This window comes from Sphingobium sp. RAC03, assembly GCF_001713415.1.
Classification (GTDB): Bacteria; Pseudomonadota; Alphaproteobacteria; order Sphingomonadales; family Sphingomonadaceae; genus Sphingobium.
Window position 1 is genome coordinate 1,296,880 of the sequence record NZ_CP016456.1, and the last position, 21,407, is coordinate 1,318,286.

Below are 21,407 nucleotides of genomic sequence, written 5' to 3' on the forward strand. Positions count from 1 at the left end.
TATCACAGTATCACAGGAGGTGCAATCAGCCCTTGGCCTGCGGCTCCACCACGCGGACATGGAGTTCGCGCAACTGCTTGAACTCGGCAGCGCTGGGCGCGCCCATCAGCAGGTCTTCGGCGCGCTGGTTCATCGGGAACAGCGTGATTTCGCGCAAATTCTGCGCGCCGCACAGCAGCATCACGATGCGATCGACGCCAGCGGCCATGCCACCATGCGGCGGCGCGCCATATTGGAACGCGCGATAGAGGCCGCCGAAGCGCTCCTCGACATCCTGCTGCGACAGGCCGACCAGCTCGAACGCCTTGACCATCAACTCCGGCGACTGGTTGCGGATCGACCCCGATGCGATTTCGAACCCGTTGCAGACCATGTCGTACTGATAGGCGTTGATCGTCAGCGGATCCTGATTGTTGAGCGCGTCGAGGCCACCCTGCGGCATGGAGAAGGGGTTGTGCGCGAAATCGACCGACTTTGTGTCCTCATCATATTCGTAGAAGGGGAAGTCCACGATCCAGCACAGGTCGAACCGGTCCTTGTCGATGAGGTCGAGCGTTTCGCCCACGCGGGTCCGGGCGAGGCCCGCCAGCTTGGCCGCCTGCGATTCCTTGCCAGCGGCAAAGAACACGCCATCGTTCGCGCCGAGACCCAGCGCCGCGATCAGCTTCGCAGTCGCTTCCTCGCCATGGTTTTTGGCGATCGGGCCACCGGGGATGCCATCCTTGATGTTGATATAGCCAAGGCCCGAATAGCCTTCGCCGCGCGCCCAATTATTCATTTCGTCGAAGAATTTGCGGCTGCCTGCGCCCGCGCCCGGTGCCGGGATCGCGCGAATGACGCTGCCGCTGTCGACTAGGCTGGCGAAGATGCCGAAGCCCGAACCCACGAAATGCTCGGTCACATCGGTAATTTCGATCGGGTTGCGGAGGTCCGGCTTGTCGCTGCCATATTTCAGCAGCGCCTCGGCATGGGGAATACGGCGGAAGCTGCCTGCGGGCGTCACCGGCTTGCCGTCGGCGAACTTCTCGAAGATCTGGGCGATCACCGGCTCCATCGTGTCCCACACTTCTTCCTGCGTGACGAAGCTCATTTCGAGATCGAGCTGGTAGAATTCGCCGGGCAGCCGATCGGCGCGCGGGTCTTCGTCGCGGAAGCAGGGGGCGATCTGGAAATAGCGGTCGAAGCCCGCGACCATCAACAGCTGCTTATATTGCTGCGGCGCCTGCGGCAGGGCGTAGAATTTGCCCGCATGAATGCGGCTGGGCACCAAAAAGTCGCGCGCGCCTTCGGGGCTGGACGCGGTCAGGATCGGCGTCGAATATTCGGTGAAGCCTGCATCTTCCATGCGGCGGCGCATGTCGGAAATGATCTTCGTGCGCTTGACGATGTTACCGTGCAGCGTTTCACGCCGCAGGTCGAGGAAGCGGTAGCGCAGGCGGATATCTTCGGGATAATCCTGCTCACCCGCCACCGGCAGCGGCAGTTCGGCGGCGGTGGACAACACGGTCACGCTGTCGGCGACGATTTCGATCGCGCCGGTTTCCATCTTCGGATTGGTCGCTTCGGGACCGCGCGCGACGACCGTGCCGTCGATGGTCACGACCGATTCGAGCCGCAGCCCTTCCAGCACCCGCAATGCTTCGCTGTCGGCCTTCGCCACCACCTGGCTGATGCCGTAATGGTCGCGCAGGTCGATGAACAACACGCCGCCATGGTCGCGCTTGCGATGGACCCAGCCGGACAGGCGGACGGTCGCGCCGACATCGGCTTCACGAAGGGCGCCGCAAGTGTGGGTGCGATAGGCGTGCATGGCGTTTGGGTTCTTTCAGCTTCGTTTTACGGAAATGACAAAGTGTTGCAGCCGGGTTATGGGCTGGAACGTCGACTAGCGACGAGCCCGCCAGGGAGCGGGCCTGCCCATAATAAGATCGAAGACTATATGCAAATTCATCCGCTGATTACCGACAGCAAGACCTTGGCCGCATTTTGTGCCCGTATCGCAAAATCCCCCTATATCGCGGTCGATACCGAATTCATGCGCGAAAATAGCTATTGGCCCGAACTCTGCCTGGTGCAGGTCGCCGACCCGCATGAGGCCGCGGCGATCGACCCGATGGCGCCGGGCATCGACCTTAAACCCCTGCTCGACCTGATGTGCGAGAATGAGGATGTGCTGAAGGTCTTTCATGCGGGCGGACAGGATATTGAGATCGTCCATAATCTGACCGGCAAGACGCCGCACCCGATGTTCGATACCCAGATCGCGGCGATGGCGCTCGGCCTTGGCGAACAGATTGGTTATGGCAATCTGGTCGAAGCGTGGATGGGCGTGCAGCTCGACAAGGGCGCGCGTTTCACCGACTGGGCGCGCCGTCCGCTCGACAAGCGGCAGATCGACTATGCGATCGGCGACGTCACCTACCTGATCCAGATATTCCCCAAGATGCTGGAAGAATTGCGGAAGACCGGACGCGGCGACTGGCTCGACCAGGAAATGGAGCGGATCAGCGATCCGTCCAACTATGAAAATCTGCCCGAAGAAGCGTGGAAGCGCGTCCGTATCGCCAGCAAGAAGGCCGATGTGCTGGGCCGGTTGAAGGCGCTGGCTGCATGGCGCGAGATCGAGGCGCAGGACAAGAATTTGCCGCGCGGCCGCATTGTCAAGGACGAGACGCTGGCCGACATCGCCAGCCATCCGCCGCGCACGCAGGAAGATCTGGGCAAGGTGCGTGGCCTGTCCGCCACCTGGCGCACCAACGATATCGGCGCACGGTTGATGAGTGCGATCGCCAAGCATCAGCCGCTCGGCAAGGACGAGATGCCCGACCGCGAACCGCGCCGTCCGGGGCTGGGCAAGGATGGCGCACTGGTTGCCGATCTGCTCAAACTGCTGCTCAAGATCCGGTCGCGCGACATCAATGTCGCCTCCCGCCTGCTGGCGCGGTCCGATGATATCGAAGCGCTGGCGGCCGGCGTGCGCGATGGCCTGTCGATCCTGGAAGGCTGGCGCTACGAACAATTTGGCCGCGATGCGGTGGACTTGGTCGAAGGCCGGCTGGCTTTTGCGGTCAAGGGTGGGCGTTTGAAGATGACGCGGACGGAGTAATTCCCTACCTCCGTTCGCCCTGAGCCTGTCGAAGCCCCACACTTCCTCTTCAAAGAAAAGTGAGGCCCTTCGACAAGCTCAGGGCGAACGGATATTATGTGTTAGGAGAAAAACATCATGCACCGCATCATGTCGCTGACCGCCGCGCTAGTCCTGACCGCCTGCGCCACCACCACCCCGCCGGTCACGGCCGATGGCTCCTGCAACCACGACAGTCTCGCCCGCTTTACGGGCCAGAAGGCCAGCGCCGAAACCGGCACCGCCCTGCTTCAAGCGTCTGGTGCCAAGACTTTGCGCTGGGGCGGACCCGGCATGGCGATGACGATGGACTTCCGTCCGGATCGGCTGACGGTCAGTTATGACGACGCGATGCTGATCACCTCGGCGCGGTGCGGGTAAAGCGCCCGGTTCTTATTTCGACCCCGTCCCCACTGTCTTGAGCACAGCACCGACAGCGGCAGCCGATTGTCGGAAGGCGGCAATCTCTGCGCCGTCCAGGTCGGGCGTCAGGACACGCTCGACACCCCCGGCACCCAATATGCAGGGCAGGCTTAGATAGAGGTTGTCGATACCGAACTGCCCCGTCAGATGCGCGGATACGGGCAAGATCACATGTTCATTGCGGACGATGGCTTCGCAAATCCGCACGATCGCGGTTCCGATTCCGAACGACGTATGGCCCTTGCCCTCGATGATCCGATAGGCCGCCTGGCGAACCTGCTGGTTCAGGGATTCCGGTGCGATGGGCCCCGCATCCGCCGCAAATCGAGCGATCGGGGTGCCGCCGACCGTCGCGATCGACAACGCGGCAAAGGATGTGTCGCCATGCTCCCCCAGGATCATGGCGTCGATGGAGGCCGGGGCGATCGCCAACTGCCGGGCGAGGAGCGCGCGCAGGCGATTGGAATCCAGCAAGGTGCCCGTGCCGATCACGCGCGCATGGGGCAGCGCGCTTTCCTGCTGCGCAACCATCGTCATGACATCGACAGGGTTGGCCGCGACCAGGATGATGCCGTCGAAACCGGCCGCCATCAACTGGCCCACGCAACTGCGCACGATATCGGCGCTGCGCCCAGCAACCGACAGTCGGCTTTCGTCGCCCTTGGTCGCAGCCCCGGCCGTCAGGATGACGATCCGCGCCGATGCGGCATCCTGATAGTCGCCCGCCCGCACGATCGCGGGACGCGCCAGTCCGCCAGCGTCGGTAATGTCGGCCGCCTCCGCCGCCGCAAGCGCAGCATCATTGTCGATCAGGATGATTTCCCGAAACAAGGCGCGCAGCATCAGCGCATAGGCCGTGGTCGCGCCGACATGGCCAGCGCCGATGATCGCGACGCGCCCCTGATCCTGCCCCATGCATAATCCTGTTCGGTTAAGAGGGTGAATATCGGTGCCTACGCACCGTAGGCATCCTACAGGCTTAGCCCGCGTCCCGCCATGTTCCGGGCTCCACGCCCTCCAGTGTCCAGTCCCCGATCCGCCAGCGCACCAGGCGCAGCGTCGGATGCCCCACCGCCGCAGTCATGCGCCGCACCTGTCGATTCTTGCCCTCGCGGATGGTGAGGCTGATCCAGCAATCGGTGACGGTCTTGCGGAAGCGCACCGGCGGATCGCGCGGCCACAGCGCTGGGTCATCGATCCGCTCGACCTCGGCCGGCAATGTCCGCCCGTCCTTGAGCGTCACCCCGCGCCGCAGCGTGTCGAGCGCCGCTTCGTCAGGCTCGCCCTCTACCTGCGCCAGATAGGTTTTGGGCATCTTGAAGCGCGGGTCGGCGATCCGCGCCTGCAACCGCCCGTCGTCGGTCAGCAGCAACAGCCCTTCGCTGTCCGTGTCCAGCCGCCCGGCGGGATAGACGCCCGGCACGTCGATATAATCCTTGAGCGTAGGGCGCTCCGGGCCGTTCGGCTCCGGGGTGAACTGACACAGGACATTGAAGGGTTTGTTGAACAGGATCAGCGTCATCGTCGTCATTCCCCCTCGTCAAAGGCAACGCTGCCCTGGTCGATCAGCGCCGCGATCAGCGTCAGCGCCGTGTCGGACCCGGCCAATGCGGGATCGACCATCAGATCGCCCCGGCCGCACAAGGCACGCGCCAGTAGCGCGCCATCCCCGACGCAATCGAAACTCTGCCCGTCCACGAACAGGGTCACGGCGTCGTCCGCCTGCGCCATGAAGGCGAAGCGGCTGGCGGGATTGCGGCACAGCGGCACTTGCGCCGCGATCAGTGCGCGGGCCATGTTGACGTCAGCGGGTTCTTCGGGTTGCCAATCGGTGTCGGCATATTTGGGCTGGCTGCTATAGGCGCCGAACCAGCGGGCAAAGGTCGTCCGGTCGCTCAGGGCTTCCAGCACCAGCCCGTGCAGCCGGTCGATCGCCGAGGCGGCGATTTCGCCGGGATGGTCCTGCCGCACCAGATCCGGGTCGGCATAGCGATCCTCGTCGGGCAAGGCATCGACCAGATGTTCGCTCCAATGTTCGACCAGTTCGGCGCGCGATGGTGCGCGAAAGCCGATCGAATAGGTCATGCAGTCATCGCCTACCGCGACGCCATCATGCGCGAAGCAGGGCGGGACATAGAGGATATCGCCCGGTTCCAGCACCCATTCGTCGGTCGCCTCGAAGTCGGCGATCAGGCGCAGGTCGTCATGCGGCAAGAGTGGCGTCGCGCTGTCGCAGCGCGGCCCGACCCGCCAGCGCCTGCGGCCCAGGCCCTGCACCAGAAACACGTCATATTGGTCGAAATGCGCGCCCACGCCGCCGCCATCGCTGGCATAGCTGACCATCACATCATCGATCCGCCAGTCGGGCACGAAGCGGAAGGGGTCGATCAGCGCCGCGACGTCGGGCACATGCTGGTCCACCGCCTGCACCAGCAAGGTCCAGCGGTCACGCCCCAGATCGCCGAAGCGGGTTTCGGGCAGTGGCCCGCTCTCCATCGCCAGCCGGTCGCCCGCGGCCATGACGAGGCGCGATTCGACGCCCTCCTCGCAGGCCAGGCCCGCCAGTTCGTCCGGCTCCAGCGGATTGCGCCACGCCGTCCACGGATTGCGGATCAGGGCCGGTGTCTTCTGCCAATGGGTGCGCAGGAAATGGTCGATATCGAAATGGGCAAATTGCATGATCCCGCCCTGCCGGTTGGGCGCTCGCCTGTCAAAGCGCGATCACAGTTCCAGCCCGATGAGCGTGCCGCTGCCGATCCGGTCGATATAGCGTTTGCCGTCAATTTCCAGCCAGTCGGGCGTCACTTCCAGCCGCCGTCCCTTGATCGTCGTGCGCAGATGCTCAACCGCGATCCGATTGCGGGTCACGATACGCAGCACGGCCAGACCGTCGCCCCGCGCAGCCATCATCGAATAGCGATCGCCGCGCAGCAGGAAGTGCCAACTGCCATCGGTCGGCAGCCATTCATTGCCGTCAATCACCTGCACCGGCTCGCCATCCGGCCCGCCCAGACGCACGCTGATCCGAGTCGCGCCATTGATCCGGCGGGGCGGGGCGAAGATCAGGATCGGTTCGCCCTCCAGCGTGATCGGGATCGGGGTATCGCGCAGCACCCGTGATCCGCCGACGATCAGGTGGGGCAATTCGGAGGAAAAAGGCAGCCGGTCGCGTGCGAAATGCCGCTGGCGCACCACGGGATTGGCGTGGAAACTATGGACCTGGGTCGGGGTCAGCCTCCCTTCCTCGACCAGGCCGTGGCAGGTCGGGCATAGCAAGGTGGCACCCGGCCCGTCGGGCAATCCCAGATAGCGATAGAGGGTGACGCCGCAGCGCACGCAGGCAAATCCGCACGCCTGGCGGATGTCCGCGCGCTGCTCGGCGGTCAAATCCGGCAATGAAGGCATCACGCGCAGGCCTACCATGCAGAGCACCCCTTTATGAGCGCCGTGCCGCATGATGCGACCGGCGGTCCTTTCTGGCGTCCATCCTGCCTGCGGGGATGCTCTGATGCGGCTCCCTTGTGGTTGCTATCGTTGGAATATTTGCGCGCAAGTCAAGCGCGGCGTGCAATATGCCCTAGCGCTGCGGCAAAAGGTCGAGGTTGCGGGCGGCCGCCAGCGCCCGGATACGGCCGGGGCGGGGCATGTTCTTGATCGCGATTTCCGCTACGTCACCGGCACTGAACATCTCGACATGGCCGACGTCGAAGAGGCGTTGGCCCAGGCTTTGCGTGATCCGCACGCTGCGGATGCTGCCAAGCGCCACTTCGGTCCGCTGTTTGGACAGCAGCCCGCGTTCGAGCAGCACTTCGCGCTCGGACAAGGCCAGCCGCTCGCCCTTGTGCATGACCCACCAGACAGCGATCACCAGGATGCCAACCACCGATAGCAGCAGCAGCGTGAACAGCAGCGGATGCGCCCGAAACATGGCGGGGTTTTCGTCATACAGCCAGGTGTCGCTCATGCCGCCTCCTGCGTGTGAACCGGCGCGGTTTGACCATGCCGTCCCCGCGCCGTCAAGCACCGCGCCAATGCTTTGGTTAACCAAATATTCGTCCGCATCCTGCTAGAGGATGTCGGAAGGTAGGAGCGGCCATGGCGCGCAATCTGTACGATATCGAGGATCGCAGCCCGGACAGGGACCGCCGCTGGCTGCATGAGAAGCAGGAGCGGCCCGCCCGGATCGTGCCGGTGCGACTGCTGCTCGTCGCGTTCGCCATCGCCGGGCTTGCCGTTTTTCTGCTCAAGGACGCTTTGCCGGGAGGCGGCAAGGGCGCAGCAGGCGACACGCCGACCAGCATCAGCGCGTCCTTTACCGCCTGCGACGACCCGAACGGCGAGGCCTGCGTGTTGACTGCCAACAGCTACGCCTATGAAGGTCGCCGCTATCGCCTGTCCGACATCCGCGTGCCCGCCGAAGATGGTGCCCATTGCCCGGAAGAAGCGGAAAAAGCGCAGCGGGGCCGGATGGCGTTGCTCGCCCTGCTCAACGGCGGCCGATTCGACGCCAAGCCAGACCCCACCGACGCCGACCCTGCCGCGCGCAGACTGAGCCGCGACGAAGTATCGCTGGGCGAGATCATGATCCTCAAGGGTCATGCCAGTCCCTGGTCCGCCGCGCCGATCGACTGGTGCGCGGCCTGACGCTGACATAGGCCATATCCCCCTTCCCACTCGGTCCGTCGCAAAAGCGGCCTCACGAGTTGCAGGGTTTACAGGCTGTTAGCATCTGCCGGGTTACGCCTTCAGTTGTAGGAGGACGTTTGGTGCAGACAGGATGCCAGGGCTGCCGGTCGCAAGCCCATCAATTCGACATCGCAATGGCCTTCCAACCCATTGTCGACATCCAGACGGGACGGCCTTTCGCGTTCGAAGCACTGGTGCGCGGCCCCAATGGCGAAGGCGCAGGCGAGGTCATGGCGGAAGTCACGCCGGAGAATCGCTATGCGTTCGACCAGCAATGTCGCGTGGCGGCGATCGAGGGCGCTGTCGCGGCAGGCATTCTTGATACTGACGCGAAGCTGTCGATCAATTTCCTGCCCAATGCCGTCTATTCACCCGTGGCCTGCATCCAGTTGACCCTGAAAACCGCGCAGAAGACCGGATTTCCGACCGAGCGCCTGATCTTCGAATTCACCGAAAATGAGGAGATGGTCGATTCCGACCATGTCGGGACCATCATCGATTCCTACCGCAAAATGGGGTTCGGCACCGCGATCGACGATTTCGGGGCGGGCCATGCGGGTCTGGGGCTGCTGGCCAAATTCCAGACCGACTATATCAAGCTCGACATGGACCTGATCCGGGGTCTCGACACCAGCCTGCCGCGCCGGATGATCGTGGAGGGCGTGCTGCGCATCGCCCAATCGCTGAGCATCATCGTCATTGCTGAAGGGATCGAGACGGTCGGTGAATATGACGCCCTGTGCAAGATGGGGGTGCGCTATATTCAGGGCTATCTGCTGGCCCGGCCCGGCTTCAAAAACCTACCGAACGTGACGTTACCCAGCCGCGACCGCTACGCCGCCGTCGCCTGAACGGCGCGCTTGCACCGCCGCCAGCACATCGCCCGCCAACCGCGCATAGTCGGCGCAGGCCCGCTGCATCGACGCTTCGCTGTCGGCCCGGCGCAACCGGCCAAAACAGAGGCGATTTTGCGCCGCGCGCAGGCCGCGCAGCACCATGCGCCCCTCGTCCTTCAGTCCCAATTGCGGCCCGGCCCGATGCCAGGCCTCGGCTGCGCTGGAAAGGCGGCTGCCAGGCCGCACGCCGGGGTCATCCCCTGCCCCCGCCCCCAGCCGGTCGATCCGTCGCGCTTCGGCGATCAGGTCGGTCAGGAACAAGTCGAGTTCGCGCAGGCCATTGCCGATCATCTTGGCGGGCATGGCGCGGCGTCGGTCATCGGCCGCATCCGGGCAACGGCCGAGCGACATGCCATTGGCCAGGAACGCCGCCGCCCGCTCGATCCGTGCCACCTGCCCCGCGATCGGCACCATCTGCGCCAGCGACGCGGGACGGACAGGCGCGCCGCTCATCGCTTTTTCACGAACTCCGCGCGCAGCACCAGGCCCTTGATCCCGTCATGGCGGCAATCGATTTCCTGCGCGTCGCCGGTCAGGCGGATCGATTTGATCAGCGTGCCGCGCTTCAACGTCTGCCCGGCACCCTTGACCACCAGATCCTTGATCAGCGTCACCTGATCGCCATCGGCCAGCAAATTGCCCACCGCGTCGCGCACTTCAACCGTGTCGGCGGCATCGCCTGCCACAGTCAATTGCGACGCAGGCACCCACTCGCCCGACGCTTCGTCGAACACATAATCTTCGTCGGACCCGCTCAATTCTCATCCCCCATACGCAGCGCGGCGATGAAGGCTTCCTGCGGAATCTGGACGCTGCCATATTCGCGCATCCGCTTCTTGCCTTCCTTCTGCTTGTCGAGCAGCTTCTTCTTGCGGCTGATGTCGCCGCCATAGCATTTGGCGGTGACGTCCTTGCGCATCGCCGCGATGGTCTCGCGCGCAATCACCTTGCCGCCGATCGCCGCCTGGATCGGGATCTTGAACAAATGGCGGGGGATCAGATCCTTGAGCCGTTCGCACATGCCGCGTCCGCGCGATTCGGCGGTGCCGCGATGGACGATCATGCTGAGCGCATCGACGGGTTCGGCATTGACCATGATGCTCATCTTGACCAGATCACCTGTCCGATAGCCGATCTGATGATAGTCGAAGCTGGCATAGCCACGGCTGATCGATTTCAGGCGATCGTAGAAGTCGAACACCACTTCGTTGAGTGGCAGTTCATAGGTCACCTGCGCGCGGCCGCCGACATAGGTCAGGTTCTTCTGAATGCCACGCCGGTCCTGGCAGAGTTTCAGGATCGAGCCGAGATATTCGTCGGGGCAATAGATGATCGCCTCGATCCACGGCTCCTCGATCTCGTCGATCTTGGTCGGGTCGGGCATGTCGGCGGGATTGTGCAGCTCGATCTCGCCCGCGCCATAGGTCAGCTGGATTTTATACACCACCGACGGCGCGGTGGTGATGAGGTCGAGATCATATTCGCGCGTCAGCCGCTCCTGGATGATCTCCAGATGGAGCAGCCCCAGGAAACCGCAGCGGAAGCCGAAGCCGAGCGCCGCGCTGCTTTCCATTTCGAAGGAGAAGCTGGCGTCGTTCAGGCGCAGCTTGCTGATCGAGTCGCGCAGCTTGTCGAAGTCGTTGGCGTCCACAGGGAACAGGCCGCAGAACACCACCGGCTGGACTTCCTTGAAGCCCGGCAGCGGCTTGGTCGCGCCATTCTTGACCGTGGTGATGGTGTCGCCGACGCGGGTCTGCGCGATTTCCTTGATCTGCGCGGTGATGAAGCCAATCTCGCCCGCCGCCAGTTCGGGCAGTTGCTCGATCTTGGGGCGCATGCAGCCCACCCGGTCGATCAGATGTTCGGTGCCGCCGATCATGAACTTGATCGCCTGGCCCTTCTTGATCACGCCATTGACGACGCGGACCAGGATGACGACGCCGAGATAGGGGTCGTACCAGCTATCGACCAGCATCGCTTCGAGCGGGGCGTTGCGGTCACCCTTGGGCGGCGGGATTTTCTTGACGATGGCTTCGAGGATTTCGTCGATGCCGATGCCGGATTTAGCGCTCGCCAGCACGGCTTCGGAGGCGTCGAGGCCGATGACGTCCTCGATTTCCTTGCGCACCTTTTCGGGTTCGGCGGCGGGCAGGTCGATCTTGTTGAGGACCGGCACGATCTCATGATCATGCTCGATCGACTGATAGACATTGGCCAGCGTCTGCGCTTCCACGCCCTGCGCAGCGTCCACGACCAGCAGCGCCCCTTCACATGCGGCAAGCGAACGCGACACCTCATAGGCGAAATCGACATGCCCCGGCGTGTCCATCAGGTTCAGCTCATAGGTCTGGCCATCCTTGGCAACATAATCCAGGCGCACCGTCTGCGCCTTGATCGTGATGCCGCGCTCCTTTTCGATATCCATATTATCAAGGACTTGCGCACTCATCTCACGGTCGGTCAGGCCGCCGGTGCGTTGGATGAGACGGTCGGCCAGGGTCGACTTGCCATGGTCGATATGGGCGATGATGGAAAAGTTACGGATATGCGAAAGCTCGGTCATCGCCGCCCGATAGCAGCGATTGCACGCGCTGTCAGTAGGATCACGAGGGGCGGCGTGATGGATGACAAAGAGTGTTACGCCTGCGTACCCATGCTTGGAAGGCCAAGGCGGCTGTGATAGGCTGGTCGCAAAATATCAGGGTCGCCTGCACAGTTTCAAAGCAAGCAACAAACGGGGTTCTGATAATGCGTCTATTGAAAATGCTGACCGCGGCGACGGCCTGCCTTGCCCTGGTCGTCCCGCAAGCCATGGCCAAGGACAAGGGGTCGTCCGGCCGCCAGGCCCAAACCAAGAAACAGATGGAAATTCCCCGCTGCACCAAGCGCATCGGCACGGCGGCGATCGTCGAGCCGGACAATCAGTGGTGGCGGGAATTGAGCCTGGGCAGCCCCGAAGCGATCATCAAATTGTTCGTGCAGCAATCGGGCTGTTTCGGCCTGGTCAATCGCGGCCGGTCGATGGCCAGCCGCAATCTGGAACGCGCCATGGCGGATTCCGGCGAGTTGCAGGCTGGGTCGAACCTGGGCCGGGGGCAGGTGAAGGCGGCGGATTATTTCATCCAGCCCGACATCGTTACCACCAACAAAAATAGCGGCGGCAACGCGCTGGGCGGCATGTTGGGCGGGATGCTGGGCGGCCGCATCGGCGGGGCCCTGCTGGGCGGCATTTCGGTCAAGAAGAGCGAGGCCAATGTCATGCTCTCCGTCGTCAACGCGCGCACGACAGAAGAAGAAGTGATGGCAGAGGGCTATTTCCGCAAGTCGGACCTGAGCTTCGGCGGCGGTGGCGGCCTGGGCTGGATGGGCGGCCTGGCGGCGGTCGGCGGTGGCGGTTATCAAAATACCGACATCGGCCAGGTCATCGTGCTCGCCTATCTGGACGCCTATACCAAGATGGTGACGCAGATGGGCGGCCTGCCGGAAAATGCCGCGGCCGCCGCGCCCGTCGCGCAGTAAGTCGAACGGGTTAGTCGAAGGGGCGGCGCTGGATGGGCCAGCGCCGCCTTTTTCATGCCGGTTGCACGGCGGCTGGCTGGAGCGCACGCCGCCGCTTCCACCAGGCCAATATCGCTTCTCCGGCTGGTCGCTCCACCACGCGGTTGATCAGCGTGCCGAGTGTCAATGCGACCGCGAAGGCGGCGAAGAAGCCGATCCAGGGGCTATAGCCTGCCTTGGCCAGTTCCAGCATGACGACGAAACCGACATGCTGGTGGATGAGGTAGAAGGAATAGCTGATCCCGCCGAGCCAGATGAGCGGGCGGATGCGCAATATATGCAGCCGCCCCGCGATCAGCGCCGCAAAGGACGCCAGCAGGATGCAGGCGACGATGGTCACGTCCCATGTCTCCATCGTCGCGACCGACGCCAGCGCTAGCGCAGCATAGGGTGCCTGCTGCCGCCAACTGCGCCGTCCCGCCCAGACACGGTAGGACAGCATGCCGATGACGAAGAAGGGCAGATAGCGCAGCACCAGTAGCATGATGATCCGCTCCGGCATGTCGGGCCATAAGGCGTAGAGCCAGCGGACGCCCAGCCATAGCAGGAGCAGCGGCTCCAGATGCTTCAAACCCGCGAATTTCCACAGGCCGATCATGCAGGCGTAGAAGGCGATCTCCACCGTCAACGTCCAATAGGCGCCATCCACTTCGGGCAGGAAGGCAAAGCCCTGCAACATGGTGAAATTGGCGAGGATCGCGCCGGGTCCGATCAGAAGCTGCGTCGCATGGGCGAGATATTCGATCGACAGCGTCACCAGCATCGCCACCAGATAGGCGGGATAGAGCCGGGCGAAGCGATTGACCACGAAGTCGGCGACCGACCCGATCCGATCGAGCGTGAAGAAGATCGCAAAGCCCGAAATAGTGAAGAACAGCAGCACCCGATAATTGCCGCCGGGGAAACTGAACGGCACATGCGATGCCTGGGGGAAGAGTTCGTGGAAGCGCGTGGAATAATGGAAGATCAGCACGCACAGCGCGCCTATGCCACGCAGCGCATCCAGTTCCGTTAACCGTGCGCGTTTGGGGGATGATCCAGTCACAGCCCGCTATAGCAACATAGGAGACATAAATCTGGCAAGATCGTGGTTAATCGGCCCATGAAAGCCTGATTTTTATTGCTGGTCTTTTGCTGCATCGCGTTGCGTTAAGGCAAATATGCTTAACGGCCATGGGTGGATGGTACACCACACCCTCGTCATCGACACCATGAAGCCAAAAGGGGCAGGCATGGCCACCGCCATACCCGCCCCTGTCGGTCATTTTTTTCCGTAGCGCGCTATATCAGGCGGCGTCGCCGTCCAGAATCGCCGCGATGGCGCTGGTCACATCATCCATGTCGGCCATGCCGTCGACGCGCGACACGATCGCGCGCGCTTCATAGATGGGCAGGATGGGTGCGGTCTTCGCGCGATATTCGGCCATGCGGGTGCGCACCGTTTCCTCATTGTCGTCGGGACGGCGCTTGAACTCGTGGCTCTGGCACTTGTCGCATTCGCCCTCGACCTTGGGCAGCTTGAAGACATCATGATAGCCAGCGCCGCAATTGGCACAGGTGAAGCGACCGGTGATCCGTTCGACCAGCGCATCCTCATTGACGTCGAGTTCGATCACATGATCGAGTGAGCGACCGCGTCCATCGAGCAGGACATCGAGCGAATGGGCCTGCGCCTCAGTGCGCGGATAGCCGTCGAAAATAACGCCGGTATCAGCGGCAAGCGCATCCAGTGCTTCGCCGATGATGCCGGATACGACATCGTCGGGCACGAGCGCACCCGCTTCCATCAGCGCCTTGGCCTGCAGCCCGACGGGCGTGCCCGCCTTGACGGCCGCGCGCAGCATGTCGCCGGTGGACAGTTGCACCATACCGCGGTCCTCGACCAGGCGACTGGCCTGCGTCCCCTTGCCAGCTCCCGGAGGGCCAAGCAGAATGATGTTCATCGCGCGCATTCTCCCCTATTGTGCGCCCAGCGTCCGGGCCGCGTTTAGCGCAGGCGGCCCTTGAGCTTCGCCTTCTTGATCAGATCGCCATATTGATGGGCGAGCAGGTGGCTCTGAATCTGGGTCACGGTATCGACCGTAACATTGACCACGATCAACAAGCTAGTCCCACCAAGGTAGAAGGGAATTCCCGCCCTGGCGATGGCAAATTCCGGCACCAGACAGATGAACGCCAGATAGGCGGCCCCGATCACGGTGATGCGCGTCAGCACATAATCCAGATAATGTTCGGTATTCTTGCCCGGACGGATGCCGGGAATGAAGCCGCCATTGCGCTTGAGATTGTCGGCCGTCTCTTCCGGGTTGAACACCACAGCGGTGTAGAAGAAGCAGAAGAAGACGATGCCCAGGCCATAAAGCCCCATATAGACCGGGCTGCCGTGCGAGAGATATTGGTTGAGCGTCAGGACGAAATCGCCCCACCGGCTTTCGCCTGCGACCGTCTGGCCCGCAAACTGCGAGATGGTCAGCGGCATCAGCAGCAGCGACGAGGCGAAGATCGGCGGAATGACGCCTGCGGTGTTGACCTTGAGCGGCAGATGGCTGCGGTCCGCCTGCATCAATCCCTGACGGGTCTGACGCTTGGGATATTGGATCAGCACCCGGCGCTGCGCCCGCTCCATGAAGCAGATCAGCAGGATGAGGCCGATCGCCATGACCATCACGAGGAAGATGAGCAGGCCAGAGATCGTGCCTTCGCTGCCGGACTTGAACAGGTTGCTCAACGTCACCGGCAACTGCGCAACGATGCCCGCCATGATGATGAGCGACACGCCATTGCCGATGCCGCGCGAGGTGATCTGTTCGCCGAGCCACATCAGGAACATGGTGCCGCCGATCAGCGACACGACCGCCGACACACGGAACACCATGCCGGGATCGACCACGGCCGCGCCCTGCGTCTCATAGCCGACCGCCGCGAAATAACCCTGTACCGCAGCCAGGAACACCGTGCCGTAGCGGGTATATTGGTTGAGCCGCTTGCGGCCGCTTTCGCCTTCCTTCTTGATCGCCGCCAGCTTTGGCGAGAGCGAGGAGGCCAACTGCACCACGATCGACGCGGTGATGTAGGGCATGATGCCGAGCGCAATCAGGCTCGCACGCTCCAGCGCACCGCCCGAAAAGGTGTTGAAGATGTCGAGAACGCCGCCGCGCGTATTCTGCACCGCGCCGGCCAAAGCCGTCGGATCGATGCCGGGCATCGGCACGAAGCTGAGGAATCGGAACACGATCAATGCGCCGAGCGTAAACCACAAGCGCTTCTTGAGGTCGGTGGCCTTGCTGAATTTCGCGAGGCTCAGATTGGATGCGAGCTGGTCGGCTCTCGATGCCATGGTGGCTGCCCTTCAAATCACTCTTGCCGAGGCATCAAGCCCCGGTGCGGAATCGCTCATCCCTTAGCGGGACGGGTTCAGCGTGTCGAACGGGGAGTTGCCATACCAAGTGGCAAAGACAGTCCCCCGATACGCATGACCCCGCCAACCCATATCGGGCAGCGGGGCCGTGCTTGCAAGTCTGAGACTGCGGCTTACGCCTTCCGGGCAGCCTTGGCAGCGGCCAGCGCCGTGCCCTTCTTGGCCTTCGCCTTGTCGGCGGCCGCGACGACTTCGATCACTTCGACCTTGCCACCGGCCTTTTCAACGGCTTCCAACGCACCCTTCGACGCGCCGGAGACCAAGAAGCTGACCTTGGCGGTCAGTTCGCCCTTGGCGAGCAGACGGACGCCATCCTTGCCACCACGGGCAAGCGCAGCGGCCTTGAGCGCGGCATGGTCGATGGTCGCGTTGGCGTCCAGCTTGCCGGCGTCGATCGCCTTCTGCACCGCGCCCAGGTTCACGATCGCGAAATCGCTGGCGAAGATGTTGTTGAAACCGCGCTTAGGGATGCGCATGTGGAGCGGCATCTGGCCGCCTTCGAAGCCGTTGATGGCAACGCCCGAACGCGCCTTGGCGCCCTTCTGGCCACGGCCAGCGGTCTTGCCCTTGCCCGAACCGATGCCGCGTCCAACGCGCATACGGCCCTTGCGGGCGCCATCATTATCACGGATGTCATTGAGTTTCATATCGTGCACTCGCTTTCGCTTTGTTCGCGCTGTCCCCAGTGGGAACCTAAAGAGGCCGGGCCGATAGCCCGACCGTCAAAAAAACGAAAGAGGGGTTTCCCCCTCTCCCGCATCATTTCATCGGATCGAAGGGCTTAGCCCTCGACCACTTGCACCATATGGGGCAGCTTCTTGATGGCACCGCGGACTTCCGCCGTGTCTTCCAGTTCCACCACGCGATGCATCTTGCCAAGGCCCAGACCGATCAGAATCTTCTTCTGGTCGGCGGGGCGACGGATCGGCGAACCGATCTGCTTGATCTTGATTGTTGCCATGTCGCTTACTCCACAATCGCTTCGGCGTCAGCCTGCGCGACCTCGACCGAGGCTCCACCGCGATGCAGAAGGTCAGCGACCTTCTTGCCGCGACGCTGCGCCACCGACTTGGGGCTCGTCTGTTCGCCCAGCGCCGCGAAGGTCGCCCGGATCATGTTATAAGGGTTCGACGTGCCGTTCGACTTGGTCACGACGTCTGCGACGCCGAGGCTTTCGAACACGGCGCGCATCGGACCACCCGCGATGATACCCGTACCGGCGGGGGCCGAACGCAGCGTCACCTTGCCCGCACCGAAATGGCCAAGGCCATCATGATGCAGCGTGCGGCCTTCCTTCAGCGGAACGCGAACCATTGCCTTCTTGGCAGCGGCGGTCGCCTTGCTGATGGCTTCAGGCACTTCGCGCGCCTTGCCATGACCGAAACCGGCCCGGCCCTTGCCGTCGCCGACAACGACCAGCGCCGCAAAGCCGAAGCGCTTGCCGCCCTTGACGGTCTTGCTGACGCGGTTGATGTGGACCAGCTTCTCGATCAGTTCTTCGCCCTGATCTTCGTCACGGTTACCGCCGCGACGATCGTCACGACGACCACGGCCACCGCCGCGATCGCTGCGGTTGCGGTCGCCGCCGCCGCGATTGCCACGACCACGGCCGGGACCACGATTTTCGGTGACTTCCTGAGGCGTCGCTTCAGGAGCCAGGACGGCTGCGGGCTGATTGCCTTCGCCGGTGGTGTTTTCGTCAGCCATGATCAGAACTCCAGCCCGCCCTCACGGGCGGCATCGGCCAGCGCTTTCACGCGGCCATGGAACAGGAAGCCACCACGGTCGAACACGACGCGGGTGACACCGGCAGCGGTCGCCGCAGCGGCGACGCGCTTGCCGACATCGGCAGCGGCTTGCGAGGTAGCGCCGGTCTTGCCGCGCACGTCCTTGTCCAGGGTCGATGCCGCAGCGACGGTCGTACCGGCAGCGTCATCGATGATCTGGGCGTAGATGTGACGACCCGAACGGTGAATGCTCAGGCGCGGGCGGGTGCCCGAAACAGCCTTGAGAGCGGTGCGAACACGGCGACGACGCCGCGCGAAGAGGGAAAGCTTTGCCATCTTACTTCTTCTTCCCTTCCTTGCGGAAGATGAACTCGCCGGCATATTTGATGCCCTTGCCCTTATAAGGCTCAGGCTTGCGCCAGCGACGGATTTCGGCGGCAACCTGGCCGACCTGCTGCTTGTCCATGCCGCTGATCTCGACCGTGGTGTTATCCGGGGTCTTGATCTCGATCCCGTCGGGGATCGCAAAATCGACGTCATGGCTGTAGCCAAGCTGCAGCTTCAGGTTCTTGCCCTGCGAGTTCGCGCGGTAGCCAACGCCGGTGATGAGCAGCTTCTTGGTGAAGCCTTCCGTCACGCCGGTGACCAGGTTCTGGATCAGCGTGCGCTGCATGCCCCAGAATGCCCGTGCGGCCTTGGTCTTGTTGGCCGGCTGAACGAGAATGCCTTCGCCTTCCAGCGTGTAGCTGATCTCGTCGCGCAGCGGCATGGCCAGGGTGCCCTTGGGCCCCTTGACCGAGAGCTGCCCGCCCTCGATGGTCGCCGTCACCCCATTGGGGATCGCGACCGGCTTTTTACCGATGCGGCTCATTAGAACACCTCCGCCAGCACTTCGCCGCCGACATTCTGGTCGCGCGCTTCCGCGTCGGACAGAACACCCTTAGGCGTCGAGACGATCGTGATACCAAGACCGTTGCGGATCACCGGCAGTTCCTTCGAACCCGAATAGACGCGGCGGCCAGGCTTGGACACGCGGGCGACATGCTTGATAGCAGGCTGCCCTTCGAAATATTTCAGCTCGATGCGCAGGCCAGGGTGCTTGCCGAGATCTTCCTCGGAATAGCCGCGAATATAACCTTCGCGCTGGAGCACGTCGAGGACACGGGCGCGCAGCTTGGACGCTGGGGACATAACGCTGTCCTTCTTCGCCTGCTGCCCGTTGCGGATGCGGGTGAGCATATCACCCAGGGGATCGGTCAATGCCATGAGATGATATCCTTACCAGCTCGACTTGGTGACGCCGGGGATCAGGCCCTTATTGGCCAGATCGCGCAGCTGAATACGGCAGAGCCGGAATTTGCGGTAATAAGCGCGCGGGCGCCCCGTCAGTTCGCAGCGGTTACGCACGCGAGTCGGGTTGCCGTTGCGGGGAATTTCCGCCATCTTCAGACGAGCGATCAGACGATCGCTGTCATCGGCCGCGTTGTCATTCGCGATCGCCTTGAGCTTTGCATAACGGCCGGCATATTTCTTAACCAGCTTCTTGCGACGCTCATTCTTGTTGATCGAACTCAGTTTCGCCATGACTTAAGTTCTCTTCCTTAGCTTTAGCGTTGGGAGAGAAGCGGGACCTTGTTCAGGCCGCCTGCTTCTCTTCGAGCGGGAAGGGGAAGCCGAAGAGGCGCAGCAATTCGCGCGCTTCATCGTCCGTCTTCGCCGTGGTGGTCACAATGATGTCCATGCCGCGCACCTTGTCGACACGGTCATAGCTGATCTCTGGGAAGATGATCTGCTCCTTGATACCGAAGGCATAATTGCCACGGCCATCGAAGCTCTTCGGATTGAGACCACGAAAATCGCGGACGCGGGGCAGGGCCACGTTGATCATGCGGTCCAGGAATTCATACATGCGCTCGCGGCGCAGCGTGACCTTGGCACCGATGGGCATGCCTTCACGCAGCTTGAACTGCGCGATCGACTTCTTCGCCTTGGTGATAACCGGCTTCTGGCCAGCGATCAGTTCCATTTCCTCGGCGGCCTGCGTGACCTTCTTCTTGTCCTGGGTCGCTTCGCCCACGCCCATGTTGAGCGTGATCTTGTCGATCTTGGGGACTTCCATGACGTTCTTGTAACCGAATTTCTCGGTCATCGCCTTGGCGATCTCGGCGTCATACAGCGCTTTGGAGCGCGGGATGTACTTATCGGCCATTACAGCACCTCACCGGACTTGACGGCGACACGGACCTTCTTGCCGTCGCGATCCTCGAAACGAACGCGGGTCGGCTTGCCATCCTTGTCGGCGACCGCCACGTTCGAAATGTGGAGCGGCGCGGGCTTGCGCTCGATGCCACCCTGCGGGTTCGACTGGTCGGGCTTGCGATGCTTCGCATGCACGTTGATGCCTTCAACAAGAACCTTGTCGGCCTTGGGCATCACTTGCAGGACAGCGCCGGTACGGCCCTTGTCCTTGCCAGCCAGGACGACGATCTTGTCGCCCTTCTTGATCTTGGCAGCGCTCATTACAGCACCTCAGGAGCGAGCGAGATGATCTTCATGTGCTTCTTGGCGCGCAGTTCGCGAACGACCGGGCCAAAGATACGGGTGCCGATCGGCTCCTCGTTCTTGTTGATAAGCACAGCGGCGTTGCCGTCGAAGCGAATCACGCTGCCATCAGCGCGACGCACGTCCTTGGCGGTACGCACGATGACGGCACGATGCACGTCACCCTTCTTCACCTTGCCGCGAGGCGCTGCTTCCTTGATCGAGACGACGATGATGTCGCCTACGCTCGCGAAGCGACGCTTCGAGCCGCCCAGCACCTTGATGCACTGGACGCGCTTGGCGCCGCTGTTGTCAGCGACGTCAAGATTGGATTGCATCTGGATCATGGATCCGGTTCCTTCTTATTTGGCCTACCGGGACGCTCCAGAAAGGTCTGGCCCAGCGGTTCCGAATTTCGTGCCAAGACTCTGTCGGGTCCTACGCGAAGCGCGGGCCTGTAACCCCTTCTGATCGAAAAGGCCAGCCCCGCGTCGCAATAAGACCCAAAGAATCAGTGAGCCTACCCTAAAAGTCCGGGTTTCCGCCTTTAGGCGGCAACCTCCGGCGACTTGTGGGTGTCCACGCGCTCGATGACCTTCCAGGTCTTGAGCTTGGAAATCGGGGCGGTTTCCTCAATGCGGACCGTCTCGCCTTCCTTGTAGACATTGCCCTCGTCATGGGCGTGATATTTCTTCGAACGGCGGATAATCTTGCCGTAGAGCGCATGCTTAACCTTGCGCTCTACACGAACCACCACCGTCTTGTCGGTCTTGTCGGAAACCACCGTTCCCGTCAGCACGCGCTTGGGCATCGTGTGTTTCCTTTACTTCGCGGTCGCAGCCGAGCTGTTACGCTCGGTCTGCAAAGTTTTGATCTGCGCGATCGACCGGCGGACTTCCTTGACGCGGCTGGGCTTTTCCAGCTGGTTGGTGGCCGCCTGGAAACGCAGATTGAACTGCTCGCGCTTCAGGTTGTTGAGTTCGGTCGACAGTTCGTCGTCCGTCTTGGTCTTAAGGTCAGCAACGTTCGCCATG

At 62.6% G+C, this 21,407-nt stretch carries 29 protein-coding genes; 5 read left to right on the plus strand and 24 right to left on the minus strand.

Features of this window, described 5'->3' with window-relative positions; genetic code table 11:
• Positions 1-25: 25 nt before the first annotated feature.
• On the minus strand, positions 26-1,810 hold the full coding sequence (gene aspS, locus BSY17_RS10810; RefSeq protein ID WP_069065522.1) for an aspartate--tRNA ligase: 1,785 nt from the start codon (positions 1,808-1,810) through the stop codon (positions 26-28).
• A 129-nt stretch (positions 1,811-1,939) separates the two neighbouring features.
• Between aspS and rnd the strand changes: the two genes are divergently transcribed.
• Together rnd and BSY17_RS10820 are read left to right on the plus strand one after the other, a co-directional pair.
• Entirely contained in the window at positions 1,940-3,106 is a 1,167-nt protein-coding gene (gene rnd, locus BSY17_RS10815; protein ID WP_069065523.1) for a ribonuclease D, read from the plus strand.
• A 117-nt stretch (positions 3,107-3,223) separates the two neighbouring features.
• Positions 3,224-3,505: an I78 family peptidase inhibitor gene (locus BSY17_RS10820; RefSeq protein WP_037472359.1), complete on the plus strand. Its 282-nt coding sequence runs from the start codon at positions 3,224-3,226 to the stop codon at positions 3,503-3,505.
• Between the two features lie 12 nt (positions 3,506-3,517).
• Here BSY17_RS10820 and BSY17_RS10825 read toward each other — a convergent pair whose 3' ends face one another.
• The 5 genes from BSY17_RS10825 to BSY17_RS10845 all read right to left on the minus strand — a co-directional run bounded on the left by BSY17_RS10825 (position 3,518) and on the right by BSY17_RS10845 (position 7,511).
• Positions 3,518-4,462, minus strand: a complete 945-nt coding sequence (locus BSY17_RS10825; RefSeq protein WP_069065524.1) for an L-lactate dehydrogenase — start codon at positions 4,460-4,462, stop codon at positions 3,518-3,520.
• Positions 4,463-4,526: 64 nt separating this feature from the next.
• Positions 4,527-5,069 (minus strand): pseudouridine synthase, encoded by a 543-nt coding sequence (locus BSY17_RS10830; protein ID WP_069066910.1) that lies wholly within the window; start codon positions 5,067-5,069, stop codon positions 4,527-4,529.
• A 5-nt stretch (positions 5,070-5,074) separates the two neighbouring features.
• Complete coding sequence (locus BSY17_RS10835; RefSeq protein WP_069065525.1) at positions 5,075-6,226, minus strand: cupin domain-containing protein; 1,152 nt, start codon at positions 6,224-6,226, stop codon at positions 5,075-5,077.
• A gap of 42 nt (positions 6,227-6,268) precedes the next feature.
• Positions 6,269-6,952 (minus strand): hypothetical protein, encoded by a 684-nt coding sequence (locus BSY17_RS10840; RefSeq protein WP_171899289.1) that lies wholly within the window; start codon positions 6,950-6,952, stop codon positions 6,269-6,271.
• A gap of 172 nt (positions 6,953-7,124) precedes the next feature.
• Positions 7,125-7,511: a PH domain-containing protein gene (locus BSY17_RS10845; protein ID WP_069065527.1), complete on the minus strand. Its 387-nt coding sequence runs from the start codon at positions 7,509-7,511 to the stop codon at positions 7,125-7,127.
• 131 nt (positions 7,512-7,642) lie between these two features.
• Here BSY17_RS10845 and BSY17_RS10850 point away from each other — a divergent pair, with 131 nt between their 5' ends.
• On the plus strand, positions 7,643-8,191 hold the full coding sequence (locus tag BSY17_RS10850) for a nuclease (RefSeq protein ID WP_069065528.1): 549 nt from the start codon (positions 7,643-7,645) through the stop codon (positions 8,189-8,191).
• Positions 8,192-8,313: 122 nt separating this feature from the next.
• On the plus strand, positions 8,314-9,084 hold the full coding sequence (locus tag BSY17_RS10855) for an EAL domain-containing protein (protein WP_083217195.1): 771 nt from the start codon (positions 8,314-8,316) through the stop codon (positions 9,082-9,084).
• Here the strand turns inward: BSY17_RS10855 and BSY17_RS10860 are convergent.
• Genes BSY17_RS10860 through lepA form a run of 3 tightly spaced genes read right to left on the minus strand, consistent with a single transcriptional unit; the run spans position 9,049 to position 11,692 of the window.
• Positions 9,049-9,582 carry a hypothetical protein gene (locus BSY17_RS10860; RefSeq protein WP_237236518.1) on the minus strand — a complete coding sequence of 178 codons (534 nt, stop codon included), beginning with the start codon at positions 9,580-9,582 and terminating at the stop codon, positions 9,049-9,051. The genes BSY17_RS10855 and BSY17_RS10860 overlap by 36 nt on opposite strands.
• Complete coding sequence (locus BSY17_RS10865; protein WP_069065530.1) at positions 9,579-9,887, minus strand: alkylphosphonate utilization protein; 309 nt, start codon at positions 9,885-9,887, stop codon at positions 9,579-9,581. The genes BSY17_RS10860 and BSY17_RS10865 overlap by 4 nt, the downstream gene beginning before the upstream one ends.
• A complete protein-coding gene (gene lepA, locus BSY17_RS10870; RefSeq protein ID WP_069065531.1) occupies positions 9,884-11,692 on the minus strand; it encodes a translation elongation factor 4 in 1,809 nt (602 codons plus the stop codon). Before lepA ends, BSY17_RS10865 begins: the two co-directional genes overlap by 4 nt.
• A gap of 185 nt (positions 11,693-11,877) precedes the next feature.
• Here lepA and BSY17_RS10875 point away from each other — a divergent pair, with 185 nt between their 5' ends.
• Positions 11,878-12,648 (plus strand): CsgG/HfaB family protein, encoded by a 771-nt coding sequence (locus BSY17_RS10875; RefSeq protein ID WP_069065532.1) that lies wholly within the window; start codon positions 11,878-11,880, stop codon positions 12,646-12,648.
• A 52-nt stretch (positions 12,649-12,700) separates the two neighbouring features.
• Here the strand turns inward: BSY17_RS10875 and BSY17_RS10880 are convergent, their stop codons facing one another.
• The 15 genes from BSY17_RS10880 to rpmC form a co-directional block, all read right to left on the minus strand.
• Positions 12,701-13,732 carry an acyltransferase family protein gene (locus tag BSY17_RS10880; RefSeq protein ID WP_150125779.1) on the minus strand — a complete coding sequence of 344 codons (1,032 nt, stop codon included), beginning with the start codon at positions 13,730-13,732 and terminating at the stop codon, positions 12,701-12,703.
• A gap of 241 nt (positions 13,733-13,973) precedes the next feature.
• Positions 13,974-14,630, minus strand: a complete 657-nt coding sequence (locus BSY17_RS10885) for an adenylate kinase (RefSeq protein WP_037472553.1) — start codon at positions 14,628-14,630, stop codon at positions 13,974-13,976.
• Between the two features lie 44 nt (positions 14,631-14,674).
• A complete protein-coding gene (gene secY, locus BSY17_RS10890; protein ID WP_037472381.1) occupies positions 14,675-16,024 on the minus strand; it encodes a preprotein translocase subunit SecY in 1,350 nt (449 codons plus the stop codon).
• Between the two features lie 194 nt (positions 16,025-16,218).
• Positions 16,219-16,752 (minus strand): 50S ribosomal protein L15, encoded by a 534-nt coding sequence (gene rplO / locus BSY17_RS10895; protein WP_037472382.1) that lies wholly within the window; start codon positions 16,750-16,752, stop codon positions 16,219-16,221.
• A 134-nt stretch (positions 16,753-16,886) separates the two neighbouring features.
• Positions 16,887-17,066, minus strand: coding sequence for a 50S ribosomal protein L30 (gene rpmD, locus BSY17_RS10900; RefSeq protein ID WP_037472383.1), 180 nt, complete (start codon positions 17,064-17,066; stop codon positions 16,887-16,889).
• Between the two features lie 5 nt (positions 17,067-17,071).
• Positions 17,072-17,812, minus strand: coding sequence for a 30S ribosomal protein S5 (gene rpsE, locus BSY17_RS10905; protein ID WP_069065533.1), 741 nt, complete (start codon positions 17,810-17,812; stop codon positions 17,072-17,074).
• A gap of 2 nt (positions 17,813-17,814) precedes the next feature.
• A complete protein-coding gene (gene rplR, locus BSY17_RS10910; protein WP_037472385.1) occupies positions 17,815-18,168 on the minus strand; it encodes a 50S ribosomal protein L18 in 354 nt (117 codons plus the stop codon).
• Between the two features lies 1 nt (position 18,169).
• Complete coding sequence (gene rplF, locus BSY17_RS10915; protein ID WP_037472386.1) at positions 18,170-18,703, minus strand: 50S ribosomal protein L6; 534 nt, start codon at positions 18,701-18,703, stop codon at positions 18,170-18,172.
• Complete coding sequence (gene rpsH / locus BSY17_RS10920) at positions 18,703-19,098, minus strand: 30S ribosomal protein S8 (RefSeq protein WP_037472387.1); 396 nt, start codon at positions 19,096-19,098, stop codon at positions 18,703-18,705. The genes rplF and rpsH overlap by 1 nt, the downstream gene beginning before the upstream one ends.
• A gap of 12 nt (positions 19,099-19,110) precedes the next feature.
• Positions 19,111-19,416, minus strand: a complete 306-nt coding sequence (gene rpsN, locus BSY17_RS10925) for a 30S ribosomal protein S14 (RefSeq protein WP_037472388.1) — start codon at positions 19,414-19,416, stop codon at positions 19,111-19,113.
• Positions 19,417-19,468: 52 nt separating this feature from the next.
• Positions 19,469-20,041, minus strand: coding sequence for a 50S ribosomal protein L5 (rplE, locus tag BSY17_RS10930; RefSeq protein ID WP_037472389.1), 573 nt, complete (start codon positions 20,039-20,041; stop codon positions 19,469-19,471).
• On the minus strand, positions 20,041-20,352 hold the full coding sequence (gene rplX, locus BSY17_RS10935; RefSeq protein WP_069065534.1) for a 50S ribosomal protein L24: 312 nt from the start codon (positions 20,350-20,352) through the stop codon (positions 20,041-20,043). The genes rplE and rplX overlap by 1 nt, the downstream gene beginning before the upstream one ends.
• Positions 20,352-20,720 (minus strand): 50S ribosomal protein L14, encoded by a 369-nt coding sequence (gene rplN, locus BSY17_RS10940; RefSeq protein ID WP_007686569.1) that lies wholly within the window; start codon positions 20,718-20,720, stop codon positions 20,352-20,354. The genes rplX and rplN overlap by 1 nt, the downstream gene beginning before the upstream one ends.
• Before the next feature lie 200 nt (positions 20,721-20,920).
• Positions 20,921-21,184, minus strand: a complete 264-nt coding sequence (gene rpsQ / locus BSY17_RS10945) for a 30S ribosomal protein S17 (protein WP_037472391.1) — start codon at positions 21,182-21,184, stop codon at positions 20,921-20,923.
• A gap of 12 nt (positions 21,185-21,196) precedes the next feature.
• A complete protein-coding gene (rpmC, locus tag BSY17_RS10950; RefSeq protein ID WP_037472392.1) occupies positions 21,197-21,406 on the minus strand; it encodes a 50S ribosomal protein L29 in 210 nt (69 codons plus the stop codon).
• Position 21,407: the final 1 nt, after the last annotated feature.

Coding starts and splice junctions, on each gene's coding strand:
- rplX (WP_069065534.1), bottom strand. CDS start 20,352: ATGAGCGCTGCCAAGATCAAGAAGGGCGACAAGATCGTCGTCCTGGCT.
- BSY17_RS10840 (WP_171899289.1), bottom strand. CDS start 6,952: ATGCCTTCATTGCCGGATTTGACCGCCGAGCAGCGCGCGGACATCCGC.
- rpmD (WP_037472383.1), bottom strand. CDS start 17,066: ATGGCAACAATCAAGATCAAGCAGATCGGTTCGCCGATCCGTCGCCCC.
- rplE (WP_037472389.1), bottom strand. CDS start 20,041: ATGGCCGATAAGTACATCCCGCGCTCCAAAGCGCTGTATGACGCCGAG.
- rnd (WP_069065523.1), top strand. CDS start 1,940: ATGCAAATTCATCCGCTGATTACCGACAGCAAGACCTTGGCCGCATTT.
- secY (WP_037472381.1), bottom strand. CDS start 16,024: ATGGCATCGAGAGCCGACCAGCTCGCATCCAATCTGAGCCTCGCGAAA.
- BSY17_RS10825 (WP_069065524.1), bottom strand. CDS start 4,462: ATGGGGCAGGATCAGGGGCGCGTCGCGATCATCGGCGCTGGCCATGTC.
- rpmC (WP_037472392.1), bottom strand. CDS start 21,406: ATGGCGAACGTTGCTGACCTTAAGACCAAGACGGACGACGAACTGTCG.
- rplO (WP_037472382.1), bottom strand. CDS start 16,752: ATGAAACTCAATGACATCCGTGATAATGATGGCGCCCGCAAGGGCCGT.
- rpsE (WP_069065533.1), bottom strand. CDS start 17,812: ATGGCTGACGAAAACACCACCGGCGAAGGCAATCAGCCCGCAGCCGTC.
- rpsQ (WP_037472391.1), bottom strand. CDS start 21,184: ATGCCCAAGCGCGTGCTGACGGGAACGGTGGTTTCCGACAAGACCGAC.
- rplF (WP_037472386.1), bottom strand. CDS start 18,703: ATGAGCCGCATCGGTAAAAAGCCGGTCGCGATCCCCAATGGGGTGACG.
- rplN (WP_007686569.1), bottom strand. CDS start 20,720: ATGATCCAGATGCAATCCAATCTTGACGTCGCTGACAACAGCGGCGCC.
- BSY17_RS10835 (WP_069065525.1), bottom strand. CDS start 6,226: ATGCAATTTGCCCATTTCGATATCGACCATTTCCTGCGCACCCATTGG.
- BSY17_RS10820 (WP_037472359.1), top strand. CDS start 3,224: ATGCACCGCATCATGTCGCTGACCGCCGCGCTAGTCCTGACCGCCTGC.
- lepA (WP_069065531.1), bottom strand. CDS start 11,692: ATGACCGAGCTTTCGCATATCCGTAACTTTTCCATCATCGCCCATATC.
- aspS (WP_069065522.1), bottom strand. CDS start 1,810: ATGCACGCCTATCGCACCCACACTTGCGGCGCCCTTCGTGAAGCCGAT.
- BSY17_RS10845 (WP_069065527.1), bottom strand. CDS start 7,511: ATGAGCGACACCTGGCTGTATGACGAAAACCCCGCCATGTTTCGGGCG.
- rplR (WP_037472385.1), bottom strand. CDS start 18,168: ATGGCAAAGCTTTCCCTCTTCGCGCGGCGTCGTCGCCGTGTTCGCACC.
- rpsH (WP_037472387.1), bottom strand. CDS start 19,098: ATGGCATTGACCGATCCCCTGGGTGATATGCTCACCCGCATCCGCAAC.
- BSY17_RS10885 (WP_037472553.1), bottom strand. CDS start 14,630: ATGAACATCATTCTGCTTGGCCCTCCGGGAGCTGGCAAGGGGACGCAG.
- BSY17_RS10850 (WP_069065528.1), top strand. CDS start 7,643: ATGGCGCGCAATCTGTACGATATCGAGGATCGCAGCCCGGACAGGGAC.
- rpsN (WP_037472388.1), bottom strand. CDS start 19,416: ATGGCGAAACTGAGTTCGATCAACAAGAATGAGCGTCGCAAGAAGCTG.
- BSY17_RS10830 (WP_069066910.1), bottom strand. CDS start 5,069: ATGACGCTGATCCTGTTCAACAAACCCTTCAATGTCCTGTGTCAGTTC.
- BSY17_RS10860 (WP_237236518.1), bottom strand. CDS start 9,582: ATGAGCGGCGCGCCTGTCCGTCCCGCGTCGCTGGCGCAGATGGTGCCG.
- BSY17_RS10875 (WP_069065532.1), top strand. CDS start 11,878: ATGCGTCTATTGAAAATGCTGACCGCGGCGACGGCCTGCCTTGCCCTG.